Origin of the sequence: Nitrosospira sp. Nsp2, from assembly GCF_003050965.1 — a bacterium.
In the GTDB taxonomy this organism is placed as follows: Bacteria; Pseudomonadota; Gammaproteobacteria; order Burkholderiales; family Nitrosomonadaceae; genus Nitrosospira.
In genome coordinates, this window is the sequence record NZ_QAOU01000007.1 from 78,505 (window position 1) to 99,722 (window position 21,218).

Consider the following 21,218-nt stretch of genomic DNA (forward strand, 5'->3'; position numbering starts at 1 on the left):
TCCTAATTCCATCGCTTCAAAGGCTACTTTACGGAAAGAAAATTCCCCGATGACCGTTAACCAGATGTGTTCCGTGCAACCGTTCGCCATAGCGCTGGGAGTGAATGCAAATCAAGAAACGGTCGATAGGATAGTTAATTCTCGCTGACCCGTTGATATCGCGCTCCCTTTTCCCTGACAATGCAGCAGGATTCGATATGACGATCCGCAAACTGAGCCACATCTTTTATGTTGTAACAGGGCTGCTCATTCTTCTGCTTACGCTGTTTGTCTCTCTACGCTTTTTCGAGCAGGGCAAGCTTACACAGGCGCAGGATACCCGCTACGCCGCCTCCCTGATTGCAAATGAACTGCGGCAATCCTCCGACGACCTTACACGTTTGGCACGAAGCTTTACGACTACCAAGGACCCCAAGTTCGAGCAAATGTATTGGCAGACGCTCGCCATTCGAAATGGAGAAATGGCGCCTCCGCGTCACTACGAACGAGGTTACTGGAACCTCATCATCGGGGACCCCGATTTTCAGCCACAGTATGAGACCACGAAAATCTCTTTGCGTGCGCGATGGGAGAAACTCGGACTTACACGCGCAGAGGCCGCTAAATTGGAAGAAGCAGAAAATAGTTCAAATTCGTTAACGCAGACGGAGAGCACCGCGCTAAACGCGGTAAAAGGTCTTTTCCGGGACGACGCCGGCCGGTTTGTCGTCAAAGGCAAGCCTGACAACGAACTGGCTCGCGATATTTTGAACGATGAGGCATATCACACTGCTAAAGCCAAAATTTTTCGGTCAGTCAATGAATTTCATGAGCTGAACGACCAGCGTACCCGCAACATTGTCGATGTTGCCGCACAACGTACAAGGTTTTACGTTTCTTGTGTCTTCATCACCCTCGCAGTTCTTCTCGTATGGCTTATTCTTTCTTATTTTATTGTGAGGCGAAAGGTTGATAGCCTGGAATTACTCGAACTCCATACCAAAAATACCAGCCAGGGGAACGGTGCGCCTCAATTAGACCTTGATGCAAAAGATGAGATTGGACAGCTTTCGCGTACCGTAGCCACGGTGCACTACGAACGAGAACGCTACAACAAGGAGCTGGAAGCCATGGTAGCGTCACGCACTGCCGAACTGGAGCATGCCCGACGCGATGCTGAACAGGCGAATCGAGCTAAATCGAATTTCCTCGCTGCGATGAGTCACGAGATTCGGACGCCCATGAACGGGGTGATCGGCATGATCGATGTGCTGCATCACACCAGCCTGCGGAGCGACCAGATGGAAATGGTTGATCTGATGCGTGAATCAGCGTTGGCGTTGCTGAGTATCATTGACGATATCCTGGATTTTTCCAAGATCGAGGCGGGCAAGCTTCAGATCGAGCACGGCGCGGTATCCATAGCCGAGGTCGCAGAGAAAGTCTGCAATCTGTTAGATCAACTGGCACAGAAAAAGGGGGTCGAACTTGCCTTATTCACGGACCCCAGGGTTCCCCTTGAAGTAGTAGGGGATGCGCTACGGCTGCGCCAGGTCCTTCTTAATCTGATCAGCAACGCCGTAAAATTTTCGGCCGATCAGCGGCGGCAAGGAAAGGTATCAGTACGCGTATTGCCTGCCCAACAGAACGGGGAGCAGATATTTGTCGAATTTCTGGTTATCGACAATGGCGTTGGGATGGATGAAGAGACCCAGGCAAAGCTGTTCACCCCCTTTACACAAGCAGATGTTTCAACCACGCGGCGCTTTGGCGGTACAGGATTGGGACTGGTCATTTCACGTAACCTGGTTGAACTGATGGGGGGAGAAATCAGTGTCGAAAGCGCGGTGGGAAAAGGCAGCACGTTTTCCGTACGCCTGCCGTTCGAGCCACGGAAGGTGGCAAACCCCCAGATGGCCTCTCCAACGTCCGAGGTTGCCGGCTTGTCGTGTCTCGTTGCAGGGAGCGCAGATGGTGTTGGGCCCGACCTTGCCTTCCACCTGGAGCACGCGGGCGCAAGTGTAGAGCGCGTCCCGCATCTTTCGGACATCAGCGAGTGGATCGGCCGCTGCCGACCTGGGCTATGGATAGCGGTAATCGATGCGAAAAACACTACGCCCGCGCTGGAGAGCCTGAGTGCCGCGCTTTACGCAAAGCCCGGCCTGGATCTGCGTTTTGTCATTATCGGGCGCGGCAAGCGACGCTCGCCGCGCCTGCGGGAAAACGGTGTCATAACGGTAGACGGGAACCTGCTGCCCCGTCAATCCTTGTTCAAAGCAGTGGCGCTTGCGGCAAACAGGACACAAGAAGAAGAAATACGCTCCTTTCCCGCTCAAGAGGACGTTCTTGGCTTTTCCCCGAATGTCCAGAGCAGGGAGCATTCACAGGTAATCCTGGTAGCCGAGGACAACGAGACCAATCAGGAGGTGATCCGACGCCAACTCGCCTTGCTCGGTTATGCCATCGCCGTGGCCGGAAATGGACGCGAAGCATGGGAGTTGTGGAAAACCGGCAAGTACTCGCTGCTGCTGACCGATGTGCATATGCCCGAAATGGACGGTTATGAGCTTTGCGCTGCCATAAGGGCCAGCGAGACCGGCTCAGCCCATGCTCCTATCATAGCCATCACGGCTAATGCCCTGAAGGGCGAAGCGGAGCACTGCCGCGCCATGGGTATGGATGATTATCTGAGCAAACCGCTTCAACTAAGGGATTTGAAGAAAACATTGGAAAAATGGCTGCCGCCCGCCACACGCGCCGGTCTCGTTGCCGCTCCCGCGATTGTTGATGCGTCGCCAACCGCGCCGCCCCACACGAGTTCGGCGCCCATCGATATTACTGTTCTCGAAAGATTGGTGGGAAACGACCCTGCTGTGATTAAAGAATGCCTGCAGAGTTTCCGGAAAACGGCGACAAAGACTAGCGGTGAATTAAAGGCAGCTTACAGCGCTGGACAAACGGCACAGGTCGGCGAAGCCGCGCACAAGCTCAAGTCTTCCGCCCGCTCCGTCGGCGCTGTTTTCCTGGGTGAGTTATGCGCCAGTATGGAAGATGCCTGTTCTACTAAAAAGACGGCGCAGCTGGATAGTTTTATCCATCGCTTCGAGACTGAAATAGCTGCCCTGGATGAGTATCTTGGCTCGTAATAACGAAAATGTCACGGCCTTCCAAAAACAGACGGGGACTGAATGGTCGCAGGGCCTTTATGATGGGTAAGCCCTCAAGACCGGCGGCGACAATACTCATAGCGTCGGACAATATCGCTGATGGCGAACTGATAAAAACGATCCTTGATGCGGAGTTTGACAATGTATTCATTTCGACTGCTCCAGACAGGATAGTAGAAGATTTCGAGCTGCGGCTACCGAATGTGCTGCTGCTTGCGTTCGATTCCCTGGAAAAGTCAGAACACTATTATCACGCTCTCAGAACGCGTAGCAACGAGGCTGGGACGACGGAACATCGCGTGATAGTTCTCTGCGACAAGAACAATATCGGGCGTGCGTACCAGCTATGCAAGAAGGAGCGTTTCCACGACTACGTGTTTTTTTGGCCGATGACACATGATGCGCCGCGTTTGCTCATGTCATTGCATCTGGCAATACGTGAACTCACCATGCTTGACGCTAGCCCGACAGCCGAAGAATTTGCGGCTCAAGCGCGGCGCTTGAGCGAAATGGAGACACTCTTGCATAAGCACGTGGCGCACGGAAATCGGGAAATCGAGATTGCGGACTCGGCTATGCGAAAAGCGGAGCGAGAAATCGGCGCGGCTCTGGATGAGTTCTCCCGGCAGCTTGCGCAGGAGGGGCCGCCCGATGTTGGCGAATACGGCTTACCAAAAAAATTTGCCTCGTTTAAGCAGAACGAAATAGACCCGCGCCTGCGCAGTTTCGAGGAAATGACTCAATCATTGAAGCTCTGGATCGATGGCTTCAGTCAAGAGTGTGTTCCTCACATTAAAGCAGCCCGTACGCTTAATGAGATGGCTGATCGGTTACAACCGACTGTGTTGGTTGTGGATGACGATAATTTTCAGCAAACAATCGTGGCGAAGATACTCGAGCCCTTGAACTATCGGGTGCTTTATGCTGAGAGCGGGCTCGCTGCACTTGAAATATTGCGGAACGTGCGACCGGATCTTGTCCTGATGGACCTTATGATGCCGGATGTTAATGGCATCGAAGCCACACGCCGGCTAAAAGCGATGCCTGCTTTCGCAAATCTGCCAGTGATGATGATGACGGGAAAAAGTGAAGGCGATATTGTTATCGAGAGCCTTAAGGCGGGCGTGATCGACTTCGTCGTGAAGCCCGTCGAGCGCGAGACCCTGATCGGTAAGGTGGCCCAAATTCTGCGGACGACGAAGATGAATCGGGCCCTGGCTCAAAAAAAATGGGACGATCTTTAGGTAACGGCCGGGACACTCAAGCTCACGTTATTTTGCTGTAGGCCTGGTTTTTTTGTTATAGTTGAATTCAGGTTAACACGACTTTTTCATTCTCAGGCGCTCGCTCGAACCCGGCAAAGCCTAACCACGACTCAGCGTGAAAATCTCATCTTTCCCTCTGTGCGCCAGACCCTACGAGGCTCCTGGCTGGCTCCGCGGGGGGCATGCCCAAACAATTTACCCTTACTTTCTGGCACGGCCTGCGGTTGTTTACCGTCGCGAGCGCTGGGAATTGGACGATGGCGATTTTATCGATATTGACTGGCTCGATAACGTAGCCGATGCGCCGCTGGTTGTGCTATTTCATGGACTTGAGGGCAGCTCATACAGTCACTATGCGTTGAGCATGATGGCGCTGCTGCGGCAATTGGGCTGGCGGGGAGCAGTGGTGCATTTTCGGGGTTGTTCCGGATCGCCCAATCGGCTCGAGCGTGCGTATCATGCCGGCGATTCGACTGAAATCGACTTCATACTCCGCCGGATAAGCCAGCAGAGCAAACGTCCGGGATATAGGCTGCCGATTTATGCGGTAGGGGTTTCACTTGGTGGTAACGCATTACTGAAATGGCTGGGCGAGCAAGGACGACAGGCCTGCCAATTGCTGGATGGCGTTGTAGGGGTTTCCGTACCGTTGGATCTTGCAGCTGCTGGGGGCGCCCTCGCTTCAGGCTTCAACCTGCTCTACACCCGTCATTTTCTCGACACGTTGAAGTACAAGGCGCTTGGGAAACTTGAGCGCTTTCCGAGCCTTTTCGATTCTGCCGCAGTGGCGGGGTGCACGACGCTGTACGAGTTCGACAATTTGGTAACAGCCCCGCTGCATGGCTTTCGCGACACTGAAGACTACTGGGAGCAATCGAGTAGCAAGCCCTGGCTAAGGCATATCGAGGTACCCACGCTGGTCATTAATGCCTTGAACGATCCTTTCATGCCGGCTTCCGTGCTGCCACAACCTTATGACGTCTCCTCTGCCGTTGTTCTGGAATTTCCGGAGGAAGGAGGACACGCGGGATTTTTACATTCGCCGTTTCCAGGCAAACTGACCTGGCTCCCGGAGAGAATTGTCAGTTTCTTTGGCGAACAGGGCGGCCGCACTGCCCTCCGACCCATTAATACGGTTCCTGAGTTCCAAATTTCCTGAACGCAAGTTATCTATTGGCCTAGGGGCTTTCCATCTGCACTGCGCGACCCCCCGGAAGCGATCCCCCGGGCCGTACATCTTCCGTCACATCACTGGCCGGCTCGCATATATCGTCATAGTTCATTCCGGAGTATCTTGCGGTTATCTCGCGATGCCGGGAGAAGCTAGATAACGTGGATGCTTTTCGAGCAGGCGGGAGTTGGTACTTTCATTTGGTGTAAAATTGAAATCCGCTTTAGCTCTACTTGGAATTAAATCTGTTGCTGACGTACCGGCTTAACCGGGATGGTATCAATAGCAGCCAGTGAATCGGTCATGCCCGTTATGCCCACACAGCCAATCTTCATTCACCTGCGGATGCACAGCGAGTATTCCGTTGTGGACGGCATCGTACGGATCGACGAGGCGGTGGCAAAAGCAGCCGCCGAGGGCATGCCGGCGCTGGCGCTAACGGATCTTTCGAACCTGTTCGGCTTGGTAAAATTTTATCAGGCCACTCGCAACAACGGAATTAAACCGATTGTCGGCTGCGATGTCTGGATAAGCAATGAAACGGACCGCGACAAACCCTCTCGTATCTTGCTGTTATCCCAGTCCCATCCCGGTTATCTGCTGTTGTGCCGTCTTCTCTCACGCGCCTACCGTGAAAATTATCATCGCGGGCGCGCCGAGATCCGAAAGTCCTGGCTAAGAGAAAACGATTTCGGCACGGATGGGCTTATCGCCCTGTCGGGCGCGAATCTCGGCGAGATTGGTCTTGTGCTGATGCAGAATGATCCGGCGCAAGCCGATACGCTGGCAAGAGAATGGGCCAGTCTCTTCCCTGGTCGTTTTTATATCGAAGTGCAGCGGGCAGGACACCCGAATACGGAGGCAGTCGTGCAGCGCTCGCTGATGTTAGCCTCGGCCCTGCATTTGCCCGTGGTTGCGACGCAGCCGGTGCAGTTTCTTAACCCCGAAGACTACCGCGCACACGAGGCGCGCGTATGCATAGCGGAAGGTTATGTACTGGGCGACCGTCGCCGACCGAAACATTGCACAGAACAGCAATATTTTAAAAGTCAGGCCGAGATGGCCGAGCTGTTCGCCGACATGCCAGCGGCGCTCGCCAACAGCGTGGAAATTGCCAGGCGGTGCAACCTGACACTGGAATTAGGCGTGAATCGCCTGCCATTGTTTCCTACCCCCAACAACGAGAGCCTGGAGCTATACCTGCGCAATCAGGCTATCTCAGGCCTGGAAGCGCGCATGAAGACGCTTTTTCCCGATGCTGTCGAGCGAGAAGTGAAAATGCCCAGTTATCGGGCGCGGCTCGATTTCGAAGCTGACATCATCGTCCAGATGGGGTTTGCGGGCTATTTTCTCATTGTTGCCGATTTCATCAATTGGGCCAAAAGCAACGGCGTGCCGGTAGGGCCCGGCCGTGGCTCTGGCGCAGGCTCTCTGGTTGCATACTCGCTGGGAATCACCGACCTTGACCCCCTTCGTTACGATTTGCTTTTCGAGCGCTTTCTCAACCCTGAACGCGTATCCATGCCTGACTTCGACATCGACTTCTGCCAGGACGGACGCGAACACGTGATCGAATACGTGAAGCAGAAGTATGGCGCTGAGAGCGTTTCGCAGATTGCCACTTTCGGAACCATGGCAGCGAAGGCGGTAGTGCGCGATGTCGGTCGGGTGCTGGATCTGCCTTACAGTTTCGTCGATCAGTTGGCCAAGCTGGTGCCATTCGATCTGGGCATGACACTTAAGAAGGCGCGTGAGGAGGAACCGCAACTGAATGAACGAGCGGAAGCGGAAGAAGAGGTGCGTAATTTGCTGGAACTGGCTGAGCGTCTCGAGGGGCTTACACGCAACGTGGGGATGCATGCTGGGGGCGTACTGATCGCATCCGGGAAGATCACCGATTTTTGCCCGGTCTATTGCACGGATTCCGGCGAGTCGGTAATAAGCCAGTTGGATAAGGATGATGTCGAAAAAATCGGGTTGGTAAAGTTCGACTTTCTGGGGTTGCGGACGTTGACCATACTCGACTGGACGGTACGATATATCAGGCAGCGTGAAGAAGGTAGCTCGACTCAGGCCACGGGCGCCCAGTCCTTTTCCCTTGCCTTTTGCCTCGAAAATCTGCCGTTGGACGATACCGCCACTTATGCGTTATTGCGCCAGGGTAATGCGGTGGGCGTATTCCAGTTCGAATCCCGCGGCATGAAAGATCTGCTGCAGCGGGCAAAACCGGACCGATTCGAAGATATCATCGCGCTAGTGGCGTTGTACCGACCGGGCCCAATGTCCCTTATTCCCGAGTTTACCGAACGCAAGCACGGCAAACGTGTGGAATATCTCGATCCACGCTTGCAGCCCATACTTGAGCCCACTTACGGTGTGATGGTCTATCAGGAACAGGTCATGCAAATCGCGCAGGTTATTGGGGGGTATAGCCTTGGCAGCGCCGATCTGCTTCGGCGGGCCATGGGGAAGAAAAAACCCGAAGAAATGGCGTTACAGCGGGACATTTTCGTTGCCGGGGCGGTCAAGAATGGCATGACGGAGCGGAATGCGGCCGAGCTCTTCGACCTGATGGAGAAGTTCGCCGGCTATGGATTCAATAAATCGCATGCGGCCGCGTATGCCCTCATCGCCTTTCAGACCGCTTACCTGAAAGCGCATTATCCGGCGGAATTCATGGCCGCGACCCTTTCCGCTGATATGGACGATACGGACAAGGTCCACTCCTTCTTCGAGGACAGCATTGCCAATGGGCTGGTCATGCTGTCACCGGATATTAACCTGTCCGGTTATCGCTTCATTCCTGTGGACGCAAAAACCATACGTTATGGGTTAGGCGCGGTAAAAGGAACCGGGGAATCCGCGATTATGGCAATTATTAAAGCGCGCGAAATGAGCGGTCCCTACCAGGACCTGTTCGATTTCTGCCATCGGGTGGACAAGCGGATCGTCAACCGCCGCGTGGTTGAGTCGCTAATTCGCGGGGGCGCATTCGATTCCATCGATCGTCATCGAGCCGGCCTTCTCGCATCGGTAGGCATTGCACTCGAATCGGCCGAGCAGGCTGGACGTGCGGCCAACCAGGTCACGTTGTTCGGAGAACGCGATACGCCCCTGGAAAGATCCAGCCTGCTGAATGTGGCGGCGTGGCCGGAGAAGGAAAAGCTGAAAAACGAGAAAATGGCGTTGGGATTCTATTTGAGCGGCCACCCATTCCACGCTTACGCGGACGAATTGAAACATTTTGTACGTTGCCGCCTGGACCGGCTCAACCCACAGCGAGAACCGCAACTCCTTGCTGGCATTGTCTACGCAATGCGCACGCAAGTGACACGTCGCGGCCGGATGGGAGTGATCGTATTGGATGATGGCAGTGCACGCGTGGAACTGGTGGTATATAGCGAGCTATTCGAATCGGCACGAAACTGGCTGAAGGAAGATCAGTTGCTCGTGGTGGAGGCAAGAGTGAACAACAAGGGTGGAGAGGATGAGTATGGACTGCGGATTACGGCCGATCAGCTGTTCGATCTGAGCAGCGCCCGCTCGCGCTATGCAAAACGCGTTGAACTTCGTTGCACCGGATCCTCCGATGCCCGAAGACTGAGAGAACTGCTAGGACCCTACCGCGGTAACCGCGGCAATGCGGGTAGAGTCAGCGGCGGAAATAACTTTTCCTGCCCGGTCTTCGTGATCTATCGCAACCACAACGCGACATGCGAGCTCTCGCTGGGCGAGGCGTGGCGGGTGAGCCTCCATGAAGATTTGCTGCAATCGCTCGAAGCTCATTTCGGGCCAGAACATGTAAATGTGATCTACTGACCCGCCGGAGTGATCGAACAGTACTGAAGTGCCTCGTGAACGCGAGGGTGGCTTGACCGTAAAGATGAGTGCCACTACTATGCTGATGCCCCATCAACTTTTTTCCTCATGGGCGAGTTGTACGAGGGGGTAAGATAAGTAAGGTAAATCAAGAAGGAAGAAATGGAACCAAACACGACAACCATCGCCTCGGGTCTTGAAAAGGTGAGAGGGCGTATCAAGGAGGTTGCGGAGAAAACAGGCCGGCAACCCGAGTCGATTACGCTTTTGGCTGCAAGCAAGACCAATCCGGCCGAGTGCCTCCGCGAAGCCTTTGCCGCGGGCCAGACTATTTTCGGGGAAAATTATCTCCAGGAGGCCCTGGTAAAAATCGCGGCGCTCCCCGATTTACCCATCGAGTGGCATTTCATAGGGCCGATACAGAGTAATAAGACCCGCCGTATAGCGGAAAATTTTACCTGGGTCCACAGCGTGGACCGGAAAAAAATTGCCGACCGCCTGTCCAAGGATAGGCCTGAATCGTTACTCCCCCTCCAGGTATGCCTGCAAGTAAACGTGAGTGGTGAACATAGCAAGAGCGGCGTAGCGCCCGACGAAGTCGCCGGCCTCGCGGCGCATATTGTCACCTTGCCGCGGCTGAAACTCAGGGGGGTGATGGCTATTCCCGAACTTACCAGGGCCACCGCCCTGCAGCGCAGCCAATTCCGGATGGTAAGAGAAGCGTACGATCTGTTAAACCACGCGGGTTATGGTCTTGATACGATTTCCATGGGAATGACGGAGGATCTTGATATAGCGATAGAAGAAGGCGCGACCATGGTTCGAGTGGGCACCGCTATTTTCGGTCCCAGACGCTACCTTATCCCTGAGGAACTTGCTGCCCGGAAAGACTGAGGTATTTTTCGTACAGCTGCTCTTTTGTCTCAGCTATGTCCGGGTTAAGGACGATGCAATCCACGGGACATACTTCCACGCATTGTGAAACCTCATAATGCCCCACGCATTCCGTGCACCGAGCGGCATCGATCTCATAGATTTCCTCTCCGGACGAAATAGCGTCATTTGGACACTCCGGCTCACACACATCGCAATTAATACATTCATCAGTAATTATTAAAGCCATATCAACCTCAAGATTGCGTTTCGATTCTCATCCGCAACTGCTCGGCTATAAAGGGATGCACAAATTTATCCACACTTCCGCCGAGCAGTGCGATTTCTCGTACTATAGTGGCGGATACGAACATATATTGCTCCGACGGTGTCAGAAACAGGGTTTCGACATCAGGATATAAACTACGGTTCATGCCAGCCATCTGAAACTCGAACTCGAAATCGGAAACGGCGCGCAGTCCGCGCAAGATGACTCTTGCGTCCTGTTGTTGCGCAAACTCCATCAGCAGACCCGAAAATGACATTACCTGGACGTTGGTGTAGTCGACCAGTACTTGCCGCACCATCCCCACCCGCTCGTCCTGAGTAAAAAATGGCGCTTTACTCCTACTATCTGCCACCGCAACCACCACCTGGTCAAACAGGCTTGACGCCCGCCGAACCAGATCCTCGTGACCCCGGGTGATAGGATCAAACGTTCCCGGGTAGATCGCTTTTTCCATGTTTTAAGGATTTTAAAAGTTGGTAAAATACCTTGCCCGCACGCCCCTGCCGCCATACCTGCCACTCCGCACGCGCCTCAGGAAGGCTGTCACTTTCCACATAGACGAGCCCGCCCGGAGAAAGGTGCCCATGGAGCCTTGATAGCAGCTCCGGTAGCAACCCCAGGCGATAGGGGGGATCAAGAAAGATTACGTCGAACCGACGCGCATCCAAGTCGATAAAATTGGACGCATCCATCGCCACCAAGTCCACTTGCGAAGCTCCCAGTTTCAGCGAACTAGCTCTCAGCGTTGTCATTACGCCGGGGCTGGATTCCACCATGACGACCTTCCCGGCTCCACGTGACGCCGCTTCAAAGCCCATGGCGCCGCTCCCCGCGAACAGATCCAGGCAGCATTTCCCGCTCATATCCTGTCCCAACCAGTTGAAGACGGTTTCGCGCACGCGATCGGGCGTCGGCCGCAACTCAGTTTTGTCGGGGAATACGAGGACGCGGCTTCGCCACTCGCCGGCTATGATGCGAACTTTATTTTTCACCAATACGAATGTCGAGAATAGAGGTGCGTTCGACTGGAACGATCCAGGGGAAATAGCTGTTCTATTCGGTTCCCACAGCACCGACCACGACAGTTACCATCCCGTCCGGGTTGATGCGTCGCTGAAACGCATCCTTGACTTGGGAAACGGTCGCCCTTTCCACCGCTTTTACGTAGTCATCCAAGTAGGTGAGGGGGAGATTATAAAAACCAATCATCGCAAGAAATCCGATAATCTTCTTGTTGCTGTCGATACGCAAAGGAAAACTGCCAATAATATTTTGTTTGGCTTCCACAAGTTCTTTTTCTGTTGGGCCGCCAGCCACGAAATCTGCGAGGACTTTTCGAGTTAGCAAGAGCGCATCTTCTGACTGTTCCTTCCGGGTTTGCAGTCCTATCTCGAAAGGGCCTTTTTCTCTGAGCGGCGCGAAATGGCTGTGCACGCTATAAGCCAAACCTCGTTTCTGGCGGATCTCTTCCATCAGGCGGGAGGTGAATCCTCCCCCCCCCAATATATGGTTACCAACCAGCAACGGAAAATAGTCGGGATCGACGCGCCGGAGTCCGGGATAAGCGAGCACTATATGGCTTTGGGTCGCAGGGTGGGTAATCTTTCGGGTGTTGGGGGCCGGCGGCGTCACCTCAGGCAAAACATCAGCCGGCTTTCCTTGCGGTAACTCTTTCGTTAGTGATTCGGCAATCGCGGCAGCCTCAGCGCGGCTTACATTCCCCATGATCGCAACTACCGCGTTGCCGACGGTATAACGGGAACGGTAGAAATTAGCCAAATCGTCGCGTTGCAACCCACTTACGCTGTCAACCTCGCCCGAACTGCGCAACCCATAGGAATGGTTACCGTAGAGCATCTTCATCAACAGGCGGTCGGCAATAGTGCCCGGTTTGGTGTCGGCTTCCTTCAATCCCGCGATTACCCGAGCCTTTTCCCGTTCCAGCACGTTCCCAGCAAACTCCGGATGCTGGATGACGCGGCCAAATATATCCAGCGCCTGACCGCGCTCTCTTGCGCTGCTCAACGTGCGCAGCGAAATACCGGCCCGATCCTGATCGAAATGGGCCCCCAGCTGGGCCCCAACGTCGGCTAAACCTTTCGCAACCTGATCTTCGGTCAATCCACCGGCGCCCAGACTCAACAGATGCAGGGTTAATCCGGCACGGCCCGATTTATCCGCCGTGTCGGTACTGCTTCCTGCGTCGAAATCTACGCTGACATCGAGTATCGGTAAATCCCGGCTTTCTATGAAATATACCCGGGCGCCTGAAGGTGTTTGCCAATGTTCGATGGGCAATGTAGCCAAGGCCCATTGTGAACAGCAACTTAACAGCAGTAAAAACATGAAGCGCATCACATGCATTGCGGCCTCTTTAGAAAACGCTCTTGAAAGCTAAACGGAAACAGGAATAGATCAGCAGGATTTCATAGCCTTAATGCCTCAATAACACAGGCGGGGCAGAAGGTGTTTTCTGCTCCAGCGGTTGCGGATCCAGTACCGCAACCGTGAGGACGTCATCCGTCAGGTATTTCTTTGCCACGTCCCGTACCTGTTCCGCGGTGACAGCTTTCAACCGCTCAAGAATCGTATCGATATCACGATATGACAGTCCGATGCTTTCCAGTTGGCCGATTTCCATTGCCTGAAAAAACATCGAGTCGAGCTGGAAGACATGAGCGGCCACGACCTGAGCCTTAACACGGACGAGTTCCTCCTCGGTCACGCCCTCGCGTACAATCTTTTCCACCTCGATACGCAACGCGGCTTCAAGATCAGCCGGGGTTTTGCCCTCGCTTGGCGTGCCGTTCAGATAAAACATGCCCGGGCCCCGCGCCGTGGAATCGTAGCTCGCCCCCGCTGAACTCGCAATGTGCTGCTCGCGCACCAGCGTTTTATTAAGACGTGCTGATTCGTTTCCATCCAGCACCCCTGCGAGCATCTCGAGCGCGTAGGGTTCCCAATCGGTAGCCGGGTTACGCAACGCCGGGGCATGGTAAACCATTGCAAGATAGGGCAATTGCGCCGGCGCCTTCACCGTGATCCGCTTGATCCCGACCTGTTTCGGCTCCATCTGTGGCTTGCGCTTATCCAGTGGTAATGGCACCCCCGACTTGATAGGTCCATAAAACTTTTGCGCCAGGGCAAAGACCTCCTTTGGGTTGACATCGCCTACCACGACCAGAACAGCGTTATTTGGCGCATACCATCGGTCATACCACGACTTCGCGTCTTGAACGGTCATGTTTTCAAGGTCATTCATCCAACCGATTACGGGTTGCCGGTATGGGTGTGCCTGATAAGATGTGGCCATCATTTTTTCATGCACCAGAGCGCGGGCTTGGTCATCGGTACGCAGGCGGCGTTCTTCCATCACAACTCTGATCTCTTTCGCGAATTCTTCTTCCGTCAGTATCACGTTGCGCATCCGGTCGGACTCCAACTCCATCGCCAACGGCAGCCTGGATTTGTGCAATTGCTGGAAATAGGCGGTATAGTCGCGGCTGGTAAAGGCATTCTCTCGACCCCCCGCGGCCGCGATGCGGCGAGAAAACTCACCCCCGGGAACCTTTTTCGTGCCCTTGAACATCATATGTTCCAACACATGGGCCACGCCGGTAACGCCGTTTACTTCATCAATACTTCCAGCCTTGTACCAAATCTGCGAAATTACGACTGGGGAACGGTGATCCTCCCTGACAATCAGCCTAAGACCATTGGCAAGCATGTACTCATGCGTTTGAGCGGTGTCAGCAAGGAGACTCCCCGGAAGCAACAAAGCGAACAGCATCGCGAGCGACCGCAAGCCTGCCGGAAACAGGAGGAAATACCGATAACTCATCATTTTTTTAACAACCTAAAGCCGGGTAAACAGATAAAATCGGAAATAACACCGCGATTGCGGGGTTTCGGTATTGAATTCCGACTAATATAACAGCCTACCAGAATGCCGAGTTTCTTCAACTCTAAAAATAGTACCGAGACCGCGGACTCCCCTTCCCATTGGGCGGCAAGGGTAAGATCCGGACTCTCGCGCACCCGCCAAAACCTGGGTAAACACTTATCCGGTCTCTTCGGCAGCGGCAAAATCGACGAAGCCCTCTACGAGGAGCTGGAAACCGTCCTGCTCATGGCCGACACTGGTGTGAGCTCGACCACTTGGCTGCTCGACGAACTGCGCAGGCAAGTCAAACGCAATGGACTGACCCAGGCGGCGCAACTCAAGGAAGCATTGCAGGAAGCACTCATCGCGCTGCTTGAACCCCTGTCGCTACCTCTTGAAACTGGGGCCAGCAAGCCTTTCATCATTATGCTTGCGGGTGTGAACGGCGCCGGAAAAACAACATCCATTGGTAAACTTGCGCATCATTTTCAGCTACAGGGAAAAACCGTGCTGCTCGCGGCCGGCGACACTTTTCGGGCGGCTGCGCGCGAGCAGCTTATGGCGTGGGGCGAGCGTAATAATATCGCTGTGATTGCGCAGGAAAATACCGGGCAGCAAAAAGGGGATCCTGCCGCCGTTATATTCGATGCGGTCAACGCGGCGAAAGCCCGGGGGATCGATATCGTCCTCGCGGACACTGCCGGGCGGCTGGCAACGCAATTGCATCTCATGGAAGAAATCAGGAAAGTGAAGCGGGTCATTGCCAAGGCAGAGCCGGGCGCGCCGCATGAATCGCTGCTGGTGCTCGATGCAAATACCGGCCAGAATGCCATTGCTCAGGTTCAGGCGTTCGATGATGCGCTCGGTTTGACCGGCCTCATCGTCACAAAGCTGGATGGCACTGCCAAAGGAGGGGTGATCGCCGCTATCGCCAGGCAACGCCAGGGCAAGCAGCCACTACCCATCCGCTTTATCGGGGTAGGCGAGGGCTTGGACGATTTGAGGCCGTTTGCTGCAAGGGAATTTGTGGAGGCGTTGTTTGATTGAAAGCCCGGGCCATTATCGTAACAAAGAATGATTAGCTTCAGTCAGGTCTACAAGCGTTACCCTAATGGCTTCGAAGCCCTCAAGAATGTTTCTTTTACCCTTGAGACAGGGGAGATGGGCCTGATCACGGGCCATTCGGGCGCAGGTAAGACGACATTGCTAAGACTTATTGCCGCCATCGAGCGTCCCACAACCGGCAGTATTATCGTCAACGGCCAGAACGTTAGCGCGCTCAAGAGTGGCGCAATTCCATTCCTGCGACGAAACCTCGGGCTTGTGTTTCAGGATCAGAAAATCCTGTTCGACCGCACTGTTTTTCAAAACGTATTGCTTCCACTGCAAATCAGCGGTTTTAGCTCAAGGGCGGCAACGGGACGGGTGCGAGCGGCGCTGGATAAAGTAGGTCTGCTGAACCGGGAAAAAGCACGTCCCATCACTCTTTCGGGAGGTGAGCAGCAACGCCTGTGCATTGCCCGCGCCATCGTCAACAGGCCATCAATACTCATCGCTGATGAGCCTACCAGTAACCTCGATCCGGATTATGCGAAAGACATCATGGACATGTTCGTATCATTTAATCAGGTGGGCGTCACCGTATTGATTGCAACCCATGACGTCCAGCTGCTCAGCAGTATGCAGCCCCACATCTTTAAGCTCAGTCACGGCGGGCTGGCGGCATGAGCGTCTGGCTTTCTCATCATTTTTACGCTTTTGCAGTTGCAATAAAGCGCCTGGCGCGTGCGCCACTGGGCAGCCTGCTCAGCATTGCAGTCATCGGGATCGCCTTCAGCCTTCCCGCAGGAATTTATGTGCTGCTGGAAAACCTTCATTCGCTCTCGGGGCAATTCTCCGCAACGCCTCAATTGAGCCTGTTTCTAAAGCTTGACGCAGACGGGGAGGCGGTAGCCGAAATAGAATCCCGCTTGAAGCAACACCCGGATGTCGCCAGTTTCAGGTTCATTCCCAAGAATAGCGCACTGGAGCAGCTCAAGCAAAGCTCAGAAATTGGTGATGTAATGGATGGCCTCGAGCGCAATCCTCTGCCGGATGCTTTTGTCCTAAGCGCCAAGAGCATTGCTCCGGAGCGCCTGGAAGCGTTGCGCAAGGAACTGACGAAGCTGCCGCAGATCGAGCATGCCCAGCTCGACTCGGCCTGGGCGAAACGTCTGGACGCCTTGCTTAAGCTGGGGCGGGCGGGCGTACTGATGCTTGCCGCTTTGCTGAGCTTCTCGCTTGTGGCGGTGGCATTTAACACCATTCGGCTGCAAATAATGACGATGCGGGATGAAATAGAAGTTTCCAAGTTGATTGGCGCAACCAAAGGCTTCATTCGCCGGCCTTTTCTGTATTTTGGCGCCATTCAGGGAGCGGTCGGCGGCGTGGCGGCGTGGCTCATTATTTCTTGGGGAATCTATCTCGCGGACGAGCAACTGAAAGACCTGATGGAACTCTACGAAGTGAATTTTCGCCTATACCATCTCTCACTTGAAGATAGTTTGAGCTTGTTGCTGTTTTCGGCGCTGCTGGGGTGGACTGGGGCGTGGTTGTCAGCTACAAATCAGTTGTGGCGCATAGAACCTCGATAATTCATCAGCTTAAGAGCACTAAAGAGGGAACTTTCGTACGCTGTTGGCGCTCTCAGAGGAAAAGAATTAAACTTTGCTAAAAACTAAGGAGGTTACATGACTTTTGCTCTAGCCGTACCCTCAGCAAGCGGCAGCATTGAAAGCTACATTCAGTCCGTTAATGGCTTTCGCATTCTTTCTCAGGAAGAAGAAATCCGTCTGGCGCGTTCGCTGAGAGATGAAGAAAATATCGACGCGGCTCGTCAGCTGGTGCTGTCACACTTGCGTGTGGTAGTGGCCATTGCACGCGGTTATAAAGGTTATGGCCTGCCCCAGGCCGACTTGATACAGGAAGGCAATATCGGGTTGATGAAAGCAGTCAAACGCTATGATCCCGAGCGTGGGGTGAGACTTGTCTCATTTGCGGTACATTGGATCAAGGCGGAAATCCACGAATTCATACTTCGGAACTGGCGACTGGTGAAGATTGCCACAACCAAGGCCCAGCGAAAACTATTCTTCAATCTTCGGAGTATGAAGCCGGTTCTCGATACCATGAATCCCGACGAAGTCAATGCCATTGCGAGGCAGTTGGGGGTCAAGGCCGAAGAAGTCGTAGAAATGGAGACGCGGTTTAGCGGCCGTGACATCTCGCTCGAACCGATGTCCGATGACGACGAGGACGATACATTCAGCCCGATCGCCTATCTCACCGATGGCTCGGAACCCCAGCAACAGCTGGAAACAGAAGAGACCCGGCGAGTGCGAGGAGAAGGACTGGAACGCGCGCTCGCAAGCCTCGACTCGCGCAGCCGTCGCATTATCGAAGCTCGCTGGCTGCGGGAAAAAGACACCGCCACCCTCCACGACCTTGCTGACGAGTTGGGCGTTTCGGCTGAGCGTATCCGACAGATTGAAGTCAAAGCGATGCAAAAAATGCGGACAGCCATGGGGTCGATTGCATAGGAGCGATGGGGACTGCCCCGAATATTAAGTCTTGCGGATGATCGTAAAGAAAATCGCGGTTTTGACTTTGCCAAGCTGTTATACGGTAGCGTAACTTCGCAATTTATCCATACGGAGCCGCGATATCAGGTTGGGTTGCTTTCATTCCACTGCTCAGGGGTCAGGGTTTTCATGGAAAGCGCATGGATTTCCTGCTTCATCCTGTCGCCAAGGGCGCCATAAACCATCTGGTGCTGGCGCACCATATTCTTTCCGCGGAATTCAGCGCTCACGATAACTGCGCTGAAATGATAACCGTCGTCTCCCTCAACGTGCACCAGTTCACACGGCATGCCCGCCTCAATCTGACTTTTTATGCTCTCTGCTGTAACCATTCTTCGCCCTGTAATTAAGTCATCCAAGAAACCTCTGAATAAATCCTTCAGGGACCCTTGGTCAGAGGTCCTCTAATGGCGAATCTTGTATCCGCTCTTCAGCATCTTCAACGTCACCCATGATACCGCTATAAAGCACATCGCTACAATTCCGAGGCTGATATAGGGCGAGATATCCGAGGCATTAAAAAAACCATAGCGGAAACCGTCGATCATATAGAAAAACGGATTCAAGTGAGACAACTGCTGCCAGAAAGGCGGTAGTGAATGAAGGGAATAGAATACGCCCGATAAAAAAGTCAGCGGGAGGATGACAAAGTTTTGAAATGCCGCCAGCTGATCGAATTTGTCCGCCCAGATGCCCGCGATAATCCCAACTGCACCCAGCAACGCGCTTCCTACCAGGGCGAATAGAAATACCCATGGAAATGAGGCTATAGGGATATCAAAAAACCCAGTTGTAACGATATATACCCCCAACCCAACCGCGAGTCCGCGCGCAACTGAAGCCAATACATAGGCGAAAAAGATCTCCCGGTAGGAAAGCGGCGACAATAAAACAAAAACCAGGTTACCCGTGATCTTCGACTGGATGAGGCTGGATGACGAGTTGGCGAAGGCATTCTGCAATATCGCCATCATGACCAGTCCCGGAATCAGAAAGACCGCATATGCTACGCCGGGGAATGCCTCCACGTGCGCTTCAAGCACGTGCGAGAAAATCATGAGATAAAGCAGCGTGGACACCATGGGTGCAAATACTGTTTGAAACCCAACCTTCCAGAATCGCAGCAACTCTTTATGCAGCAGAGTAAGAAACCCGGTCATGGCGCCAAAGCTGCGGAGGGCTTGGTGCCGGGGCCGGTGATGTTCACGAATACCTCTTCGAGATCAGGTTGCAGAATCTCCATTTCCAGAATGCACGTTTTTGCCAGACGCAAGGCGGCCAATACGTCTTCGATCTGCGAATAGCCCTTGAGTGCCAGAATGTGAAATCCATCATCCTGCTGACTTGCCAGGGGCTGCAGCGTAGGCGGCAATATGTCCGGCGATAACCGCAGACGCACGGAGCACCCGGAGATGCTGGCGATGAGATTCCTGATACTGTCGAGAGCCACGACCCGCCCTTGCTTCAGCATCGCCACCCGGTTACACAGTGCTTCAGCCTCATCTAGATAATGAGTGGTGAGTACTATCGTGTGACCGTCGCGGTTCAATTGCCTGATAAAACGCCAGAGTCCCTGGCGCAGTTCCACGTCTACCCCCGCAGTCGGTTCGTCAAGCACGATTACCGGTGGTTTATGAACCAGCGACTGAGCCACCAGGACACGTCGTTTCATGCCGCCCGACAGTGCACGCATGTTGGCATCCGCCTTGCTGACAAGATCGAGATGGTGGAGTATCTCCTCTATCCACTTCCCATTATTTTTCAGGCCGTAGTACCCGGATTGAATGGCGAGTGTTTCACGGACAGTAAAGAACGGATCGTACACCAACTCCTGGGGTACGACGCCCAGCATGCGGCGAGCTTGACGATAATGCATAACAACATCGTGTCCCATGACGCTGACGCTGCCGCTGCTCGCGAGGGTCAACCCGGCAATGATATTGATAAGCGTGGTTTTACCGGCACCGTTGGGGCCGAGCAGGGCAAAAAACTCGCCTGCTTCTATTTCGAGGTCTACACCCCCCAAAGCAGGAAAATTGCCAAAGCGCTTGTGCAGCTGTTTGACTTCGATTGCCAGTGCCATTGAGGACGCAGGATTATGGAAGATGCGGCGGGTCAGGTGCTTGCCACCACCCGCGAGCTGGGAGAACCGCGCGTGCGAGCACGCGCTTGAGCTTTTGCGGGCGTTTATGCCAAATGAACCAGGTCCGCAACCCCGTACAGGCGAACAAGGCTTTGCAGTTTTGGCGGCATATTTGTAAAACACATCCGGCGTCCGCTGCGGTTAGCCTCGCGCTGCCATTCCAATAACATACTGACGGCCGACGAGTCCACTTCGGTTACTCCCCCAAGGTCAACCACTTGGTTATCGCCGTTAAATAGGGCGGCGCCCCGCGCAACCATCCCGACAATAGTATCGATCGTGGCCGCTCCCTCGACACTCAGCTCGCCGCCCTCGCCTAAAACCACGTCAGCGCTCATGTTATTGGGCTAGTGCCGCCTTCTTATCGGATGCAACTAGAGAGCGATTTTTTTCTGCCAAGGTCTTGAGGAGCTTTTCCACGCCCCCCTCACGCACCTGGTTATTGAAGGTGCTTCGGTAATTTGTCACCAGACTTACTCCGGCAACCGTCACATCGTATACCTTCCACCCGTCACCGGTTTTTTCCATGCTGTAGTCGATGGGAACCGGTTCCTGACCCTGATCTTGTATTACCCTGGTTTTTACGGTGGTATCGGTCTCCCCTCCCTTGTTTTTCAGGGGTTCAACCTTGATAGTGGCGTCGCTATAGGAAGAAAGCGCGTTGGAATATGTGCGGACGAGGAGCGTTCTGAACTCTTTCACAAGCTCCTGTTGCTGGTCGGGCGCGGCCTTGGACCAGTTCTTGCCCATCGCCAGACGGGTCATACGGTTAAAGTTGAAGTGCGGCAAAATCTTCGCTTCCACCAGATCAAGAATTTTCGCTTTATTGCCTCCGCGAATATCCTTATCCTGCCTCACGATTGCAAGCACCTCCTGGGCCGTATTGTCCACCAGTGTATCCGGACTGGTTTCGACCGCCCACGCCGGGGCCGCCAGCAACCATGCAGAAAGCATTAGAGGGATACCAAGATTTTTTTTCATAAGTTCCTCGCTTAAAATTTACTTAGAC

19 protein-coding genes are annotated in these 21,218 nt (G+C 54.0%); 9 read left to right on the plus strand and 10 right to left on the minus strand.

Annotated features, from left to right (window positions below; all coding sequences use genetic code 11):
* Positions 1-197: 197 nt before the first annotated feature.
* From C8R31_RS13635 to C8R31_RS13655, 5 genes are all read left to right on the plus strand, one after another.
* Positions 198-3,125: an ATP-binding protein gene (locus tag C8R31_RS13635; protein WP_107694624.1), complete on the plus strand. Its 2,928-nt coding sequence runs from the start codon at positions 198-200 to the stop codon at positions 3,123-3,125.
* Between the two features lie 59 nt (positions 3,126-3,184).
* Positions 3,185-4,390 (plus strand): PleD family two-component system response regulator, encoded by a 1,206-nt coding sequence (locus tag C8R31_RS13640; RefSeq protein WP_181320621.1) that lies wholly within the window; start codon positions 3,185-3,187, stop codon positions 4,388-4,390.
* A gap of 136 nt (positions 4,391-4,526) precedes the next feature.
* On the plus strand, positions 4,527-5,570 hold the full coding sequence (locus tag C8R31_RS13645) for a YheT family hydrolase (protein WP_107694626.1): 1,044 nt from the start codon (positions 4,527-4,529) through the stop codon (positions 5,568-5,570).
* A gap of 324 nt (positions 5,571-5,894) precedes the next feature.
* A complete protein-coding gene (gene dnaE / locus C8R31_RS13650) occupies positions 5,895-9,401 on the plus strand; it encodes a DNA polymerase III subunit alpha (protein ID WP_107694675.1) in 3,507 nt (1,168 codons plus the stop codon).
* A gap of 162 nt (positions 9,402-9,563) precedes the next feature.
* Positions 9,564-10,295, plus strand: coding sequence for a YggS family pyridoxal phosphate-dependent enzyme (locus C8R31_RS13655; RefSeq protein ID WP_107694627.1), 732 nt, complete (start codon positions 9,564-9,566; stop codon positions 10,293-10,295).
* Here C8R31_RS13655 and C8R31_RS13660 read toward each other — a convergent pair.
* The 5 genes from C8R31_RS13660 to C8R31_RS13680 form a co-directional block, all read right to left on the minus strand.
* Positions 10,261-10,524 carry a YfhL family 4Fe-4S dicluster ferredoxin gene (locus tag C8R31_RS13660; RefSeq protein WP_107694628.1) on the minus strand — a complete coding sequence of 88 codons (264 nt, stop codon included), beginning with the start codon at positions 10,522-10,524 and terminating at the stop codon, positions 10,261-10,263. The genes C8R31_RS13655 and C8R31_RS13660 overlap by 35 nt on opposite strands.
* 7 nt (positions 10,525-10,531) lie before the next feature.
* On the minus strand, positions 10,532-11,017 hold the full coding sequence (coaD, locus tag C8R31_RS13665; RefSeq protein ID WP_107694629.1) for a pantetheine-phosphate adenylyltransferase: 486 nt from the start codon (positions 11,015-11,017) through the stop codon (positions 10,532-10,534).
* Positions 10,986-11,555, minus strand: coding sequence for a 16S rRNA (guanine(966)-N(2))-methyltransferase RsmD (gene rsmD, locus C8R31_RS13670; RefSeq protein WP_107694630.1), 570 nt, complete (start codon positions 11,553-11,555; stop codon positions 10,986-10,988). The genes coaD and rsmD overlap by 32 nt, the downstream gene beginning before the upstream one ends.
* 61 nt (positions 11,556-11,616) lie before the next feature.
* The gene (locus tag C8R31_RS13675) at positions 11,617-12,927 is read right to left on the minus strand and encodes a pitrilysin family protein (protein WP_107694631.1); all 1,311 of its coding nucleotides are present in this window, start codon (positions 12,925-12,927) and stop codon (positions 11,617-11,619) included.
* A 70-nt stretch (positions 12,928-12,997) separates the two neighbouring features.
* Positions 12,998-14,404 carry a M16 family metallopeptidase gene (locus tag C8R31_RS13680; protein ID WP_375136134.1) on the minus strand — a complete coding sequence of 469 codons (1,407 nt, stop codon included), beginning with the start codon at positions 14,402-14,404 and terminating at the stop codon, positions 12,998-13,000.
* 105 nt (positions 14,405-14,509) lie between these two features.
* On the opposite strand from C8R31_RS13680, the gene ftsY reads away from it, so the two are divergent.
* The 4 genes from ftsY (at position 14,510) to rpoH (ending at position 18,024) form a co-directional block, all read left to right on the plus strand.
* Positions 14,510-15,493, plus strand: a complete 984-nt coding sequence (gene ftsY, locus C8R31_RS13685) for a signal recognition particle-docking protein FtsY (RefSeq protein WP_107694632.1) — start codon at positions 14,510-14,512, stop codon at positions 15,491-15,493.
* A gap of 27 nt (positions 15,494-15,520) precedes the next feature.
* Positions 15,521-16,174 carry a cell division ATP-binding protein FtsE gene (ftsE, locus tag C8R31_RS13690; RefSeq protein ID WP_107694633.1) on the plus strand — a complete coding sequence of 218 codons (654 nt, stop codon included), beginning with the start codon at positions 15,521-15,523 and terminating at the stop codon, positions 16,172-16,174.
* Positions 16,171-17,079 (plus strand): permease-like cell division protein FtsX, encoded by a 909-nt coding sequence (gene ftsX, locus C8R31_RS13695; RefSeq protein WP_107694634.1) that lies wholly within the window; start codon positions 16,171-16,173, stop codon positions 17,077-17,079. The genes ftsE and ftsX overlap by 4 nt, the downstream gene beginning before the upstream one ends.
* A gap of 96 nt (positions 17,080-17,175) precedes the next feature.
* The gene (gene rpoH, locus C8R31_RS13700; RefSeq protein WP_107694635.1) at positions 17,176-18,024 is read left to right on the plus strand and encodes an RNA polymerase sigma factor RpoH; all 849 of its coding nucleotides are present in this window, start codon (positions 17,176-17,178) and stop codon (positions 18,022-18,024) included.
* A gap of 125 nt (positions 18,025-18,149) precedes the next feature.
* Here the strand turns inward: rpoH and C8R31_RS13705 are convergent, their stop codons facing one another.
* The 5 genes from C8R31_RS13705 to C8R31_RS13725 all read right to left on the minus strand — a co-directional run bounded on the left by C8R31_RS13705 (position 18,150) and on the right by C8R31_RS13725 (position 21,190).
* Complete coding sequence (locus tag C8R31_RS13705; RefSeq protein ID WP_107694636.1) at positions 18,150-18,398, minus strand: BolA family protein; 249 nt, start codon at positions 18,396-18,398, stop codon at positions 18,150-18,152.
* A 72-nt stretch (positions 18,399-18,470) separates the two neighbouring features.
* Positions 18,471-19,226: an ABC transporter permease gene (locus C8R31_RS13710; RefSeq protein WP_107694637.1), complete on the minus strand. Its 756-nt coding sequence runs from the start codon at positions 19,224-19,226 to the stop codon at positions 18,471-18,473.
* The gene (locus tag C8R31_RS13715) at positions 19,223-20,149 is read right to left on the minus strand and encodes an ABC transporter ATP-binding protein (RefSeq protein ID WP_107694638.1); all 927 of its coding nucleotides are present in this window, start codon (positions 20,147-20,149) and stop codon (positions 19,223-19,225) included. Before C8R31_RS13715 ends, C8R31_RS13710 begins: the two co-directional genes overlap by 4 nt.
* A gap of 104 nt (positions 20,150-20,253) precedes the next feature.
* Positions 20,254-20,547: a lipid asymmetry maintenance protein MlaB gene (locus C8R31_RS13720; RefSeq protein ID WP_107694639.1), complete on the minus strand. Its 294-nt coding sequence runs from the start codon at positions 20,545-20,547 to the stop codon at positions 20,254-20,256.
* A 1-nt stretch (position 20,548) separates the two neighbouring features.
* Positions 20,549-21,190 (minus strand): phospholipid-binding protein MlaC, encoded by a 642-nt coding sequence (locus tag C8R31_RS13725; RefSeq protein WP_107694640.1) that lies wholly within the window; start codon positions 21,188-21,190, stop codon positions 20,549-20,551.
* Between the last annotated feature and the right edge of the window lie 28 nt (positions 21,191-21,218).

Bases quoted from the DNA above. Each gene is read 5' to 3' on its own strand.
- C8R31_RS13635 (WP_107694624.1), top strand. From the start codon at position 198: ATGACGATCCGCAAACTGAGCCACATCTTTTATGTTGTAACAGGGCTG.
- C8R31_RS13640 (WP_181320621.1), top strand. From the start codon at position 3,185: ATGATGGGTAAGCCCTCAAGACCGGCGGCGACAATACTCATAGCGTCG.
- dnaE (WP_107694675.1), top strand. From the start codon at position 5,895: ATGCCCACACAGCCAATCTTCATTCACCTGCGGATGCACAGCGAGTAT.
- C8R31_RS13655 (WP_107694627.1), top strand. From the start codon at position 9,564: ATGGAACCAAACACGACAACCATCGCCTCGGGTCTTGAAAAGGTGAGA.
- C8R31_RS13660 (WP_107694628.1), bottom strand. From the start codon at position 10,524: ATGGCTTTAATAATTACTGATGAATGTATTAATTGCGATGTGTGTGAG.
- coaD (WP_107694629.1), bottom strand. From the start codon at position 11,017: ATGGAAAAAGCGATCTACCCGGGAACGTTTGATCCTATCACCCGGGGT.
- C8R31_RS13675 (WP_107694631.1), bottom strand. From the start codon at position 12,927: ATGCATGTGATGCGCTTCATGTTTTTACTGCTGTTAAGTTGCTGTTCA.
- C8R31_RS13680 (WP_375136134.1), bottom strand. From the start codon at position 14,404: ATGAGTTATCGGTATTTCCTCCTGTTTCCGGCAGGCTTGCGGTCGCTC.
- ftsY (WP_107694632.1), top strand. From the start codon at position 14,510: ATGCCGAGTTTCTTCAACTCTAAAAATAGTACCGAGACCGCGGACTCC.
- ftsE (WP_107694633.1), top strand. From the start codon at position 15,521: ATGATTAGCTTCAGTCAGGTCTACAAGCGTTACCCTAATGGCTTCGAA.
- ftsX (WP_107694634.1), top strand. From the start codon at position 16,171: ATGAGCGTCTGGCTTTCTCATCATTTTTACGCTTTTGCAGTTGCAATA.
- rpoH (WP_107694635.1), top strand. From the start codon at position 17,176: ATGACTTTTGCTCTAGCCGTACCCTCAGCAAGCGGCAGCATTGAAAGC.
- C8R31_RS13705 (WP_107694636.1), bottom strand. From the start codon at position 18,398: ATGGTTACAGCAGAGAGCATAAAAAGTCAGATTGAGGCGGGCATGCCG.
- C8R31_RS13710 (WP_107694637.1), bottom strand. From the start codon at position 19,226: ATGACCGGGTTTCTTACTCTGCTGCATAAAGAGTTGCTGCGATTCTGG.
- C8R31_RS13715 (WP_107694638.1), bottom strand. From the start codon at position 20,149: ATGGCACTGGCAATCGAAGTCAAACAGCTGCACAAGCGCTTTGGCAAT.
- C8R31_RS13720 (WP_107694639.1), bottom strand. From the start codon at position 20,547: ATGAGCGCTGACGTGGTTTTAGGCGAGGGCGGCGAGCTGAGTGTCGAG.
- C8R31_RS13725 (WP_107694640.1), bottom strand. From the start codon at position 21,190: ATGAAAAAAAATCTTGGTATCCCTCTAATGCTTTCTGCATGGTTGCTG.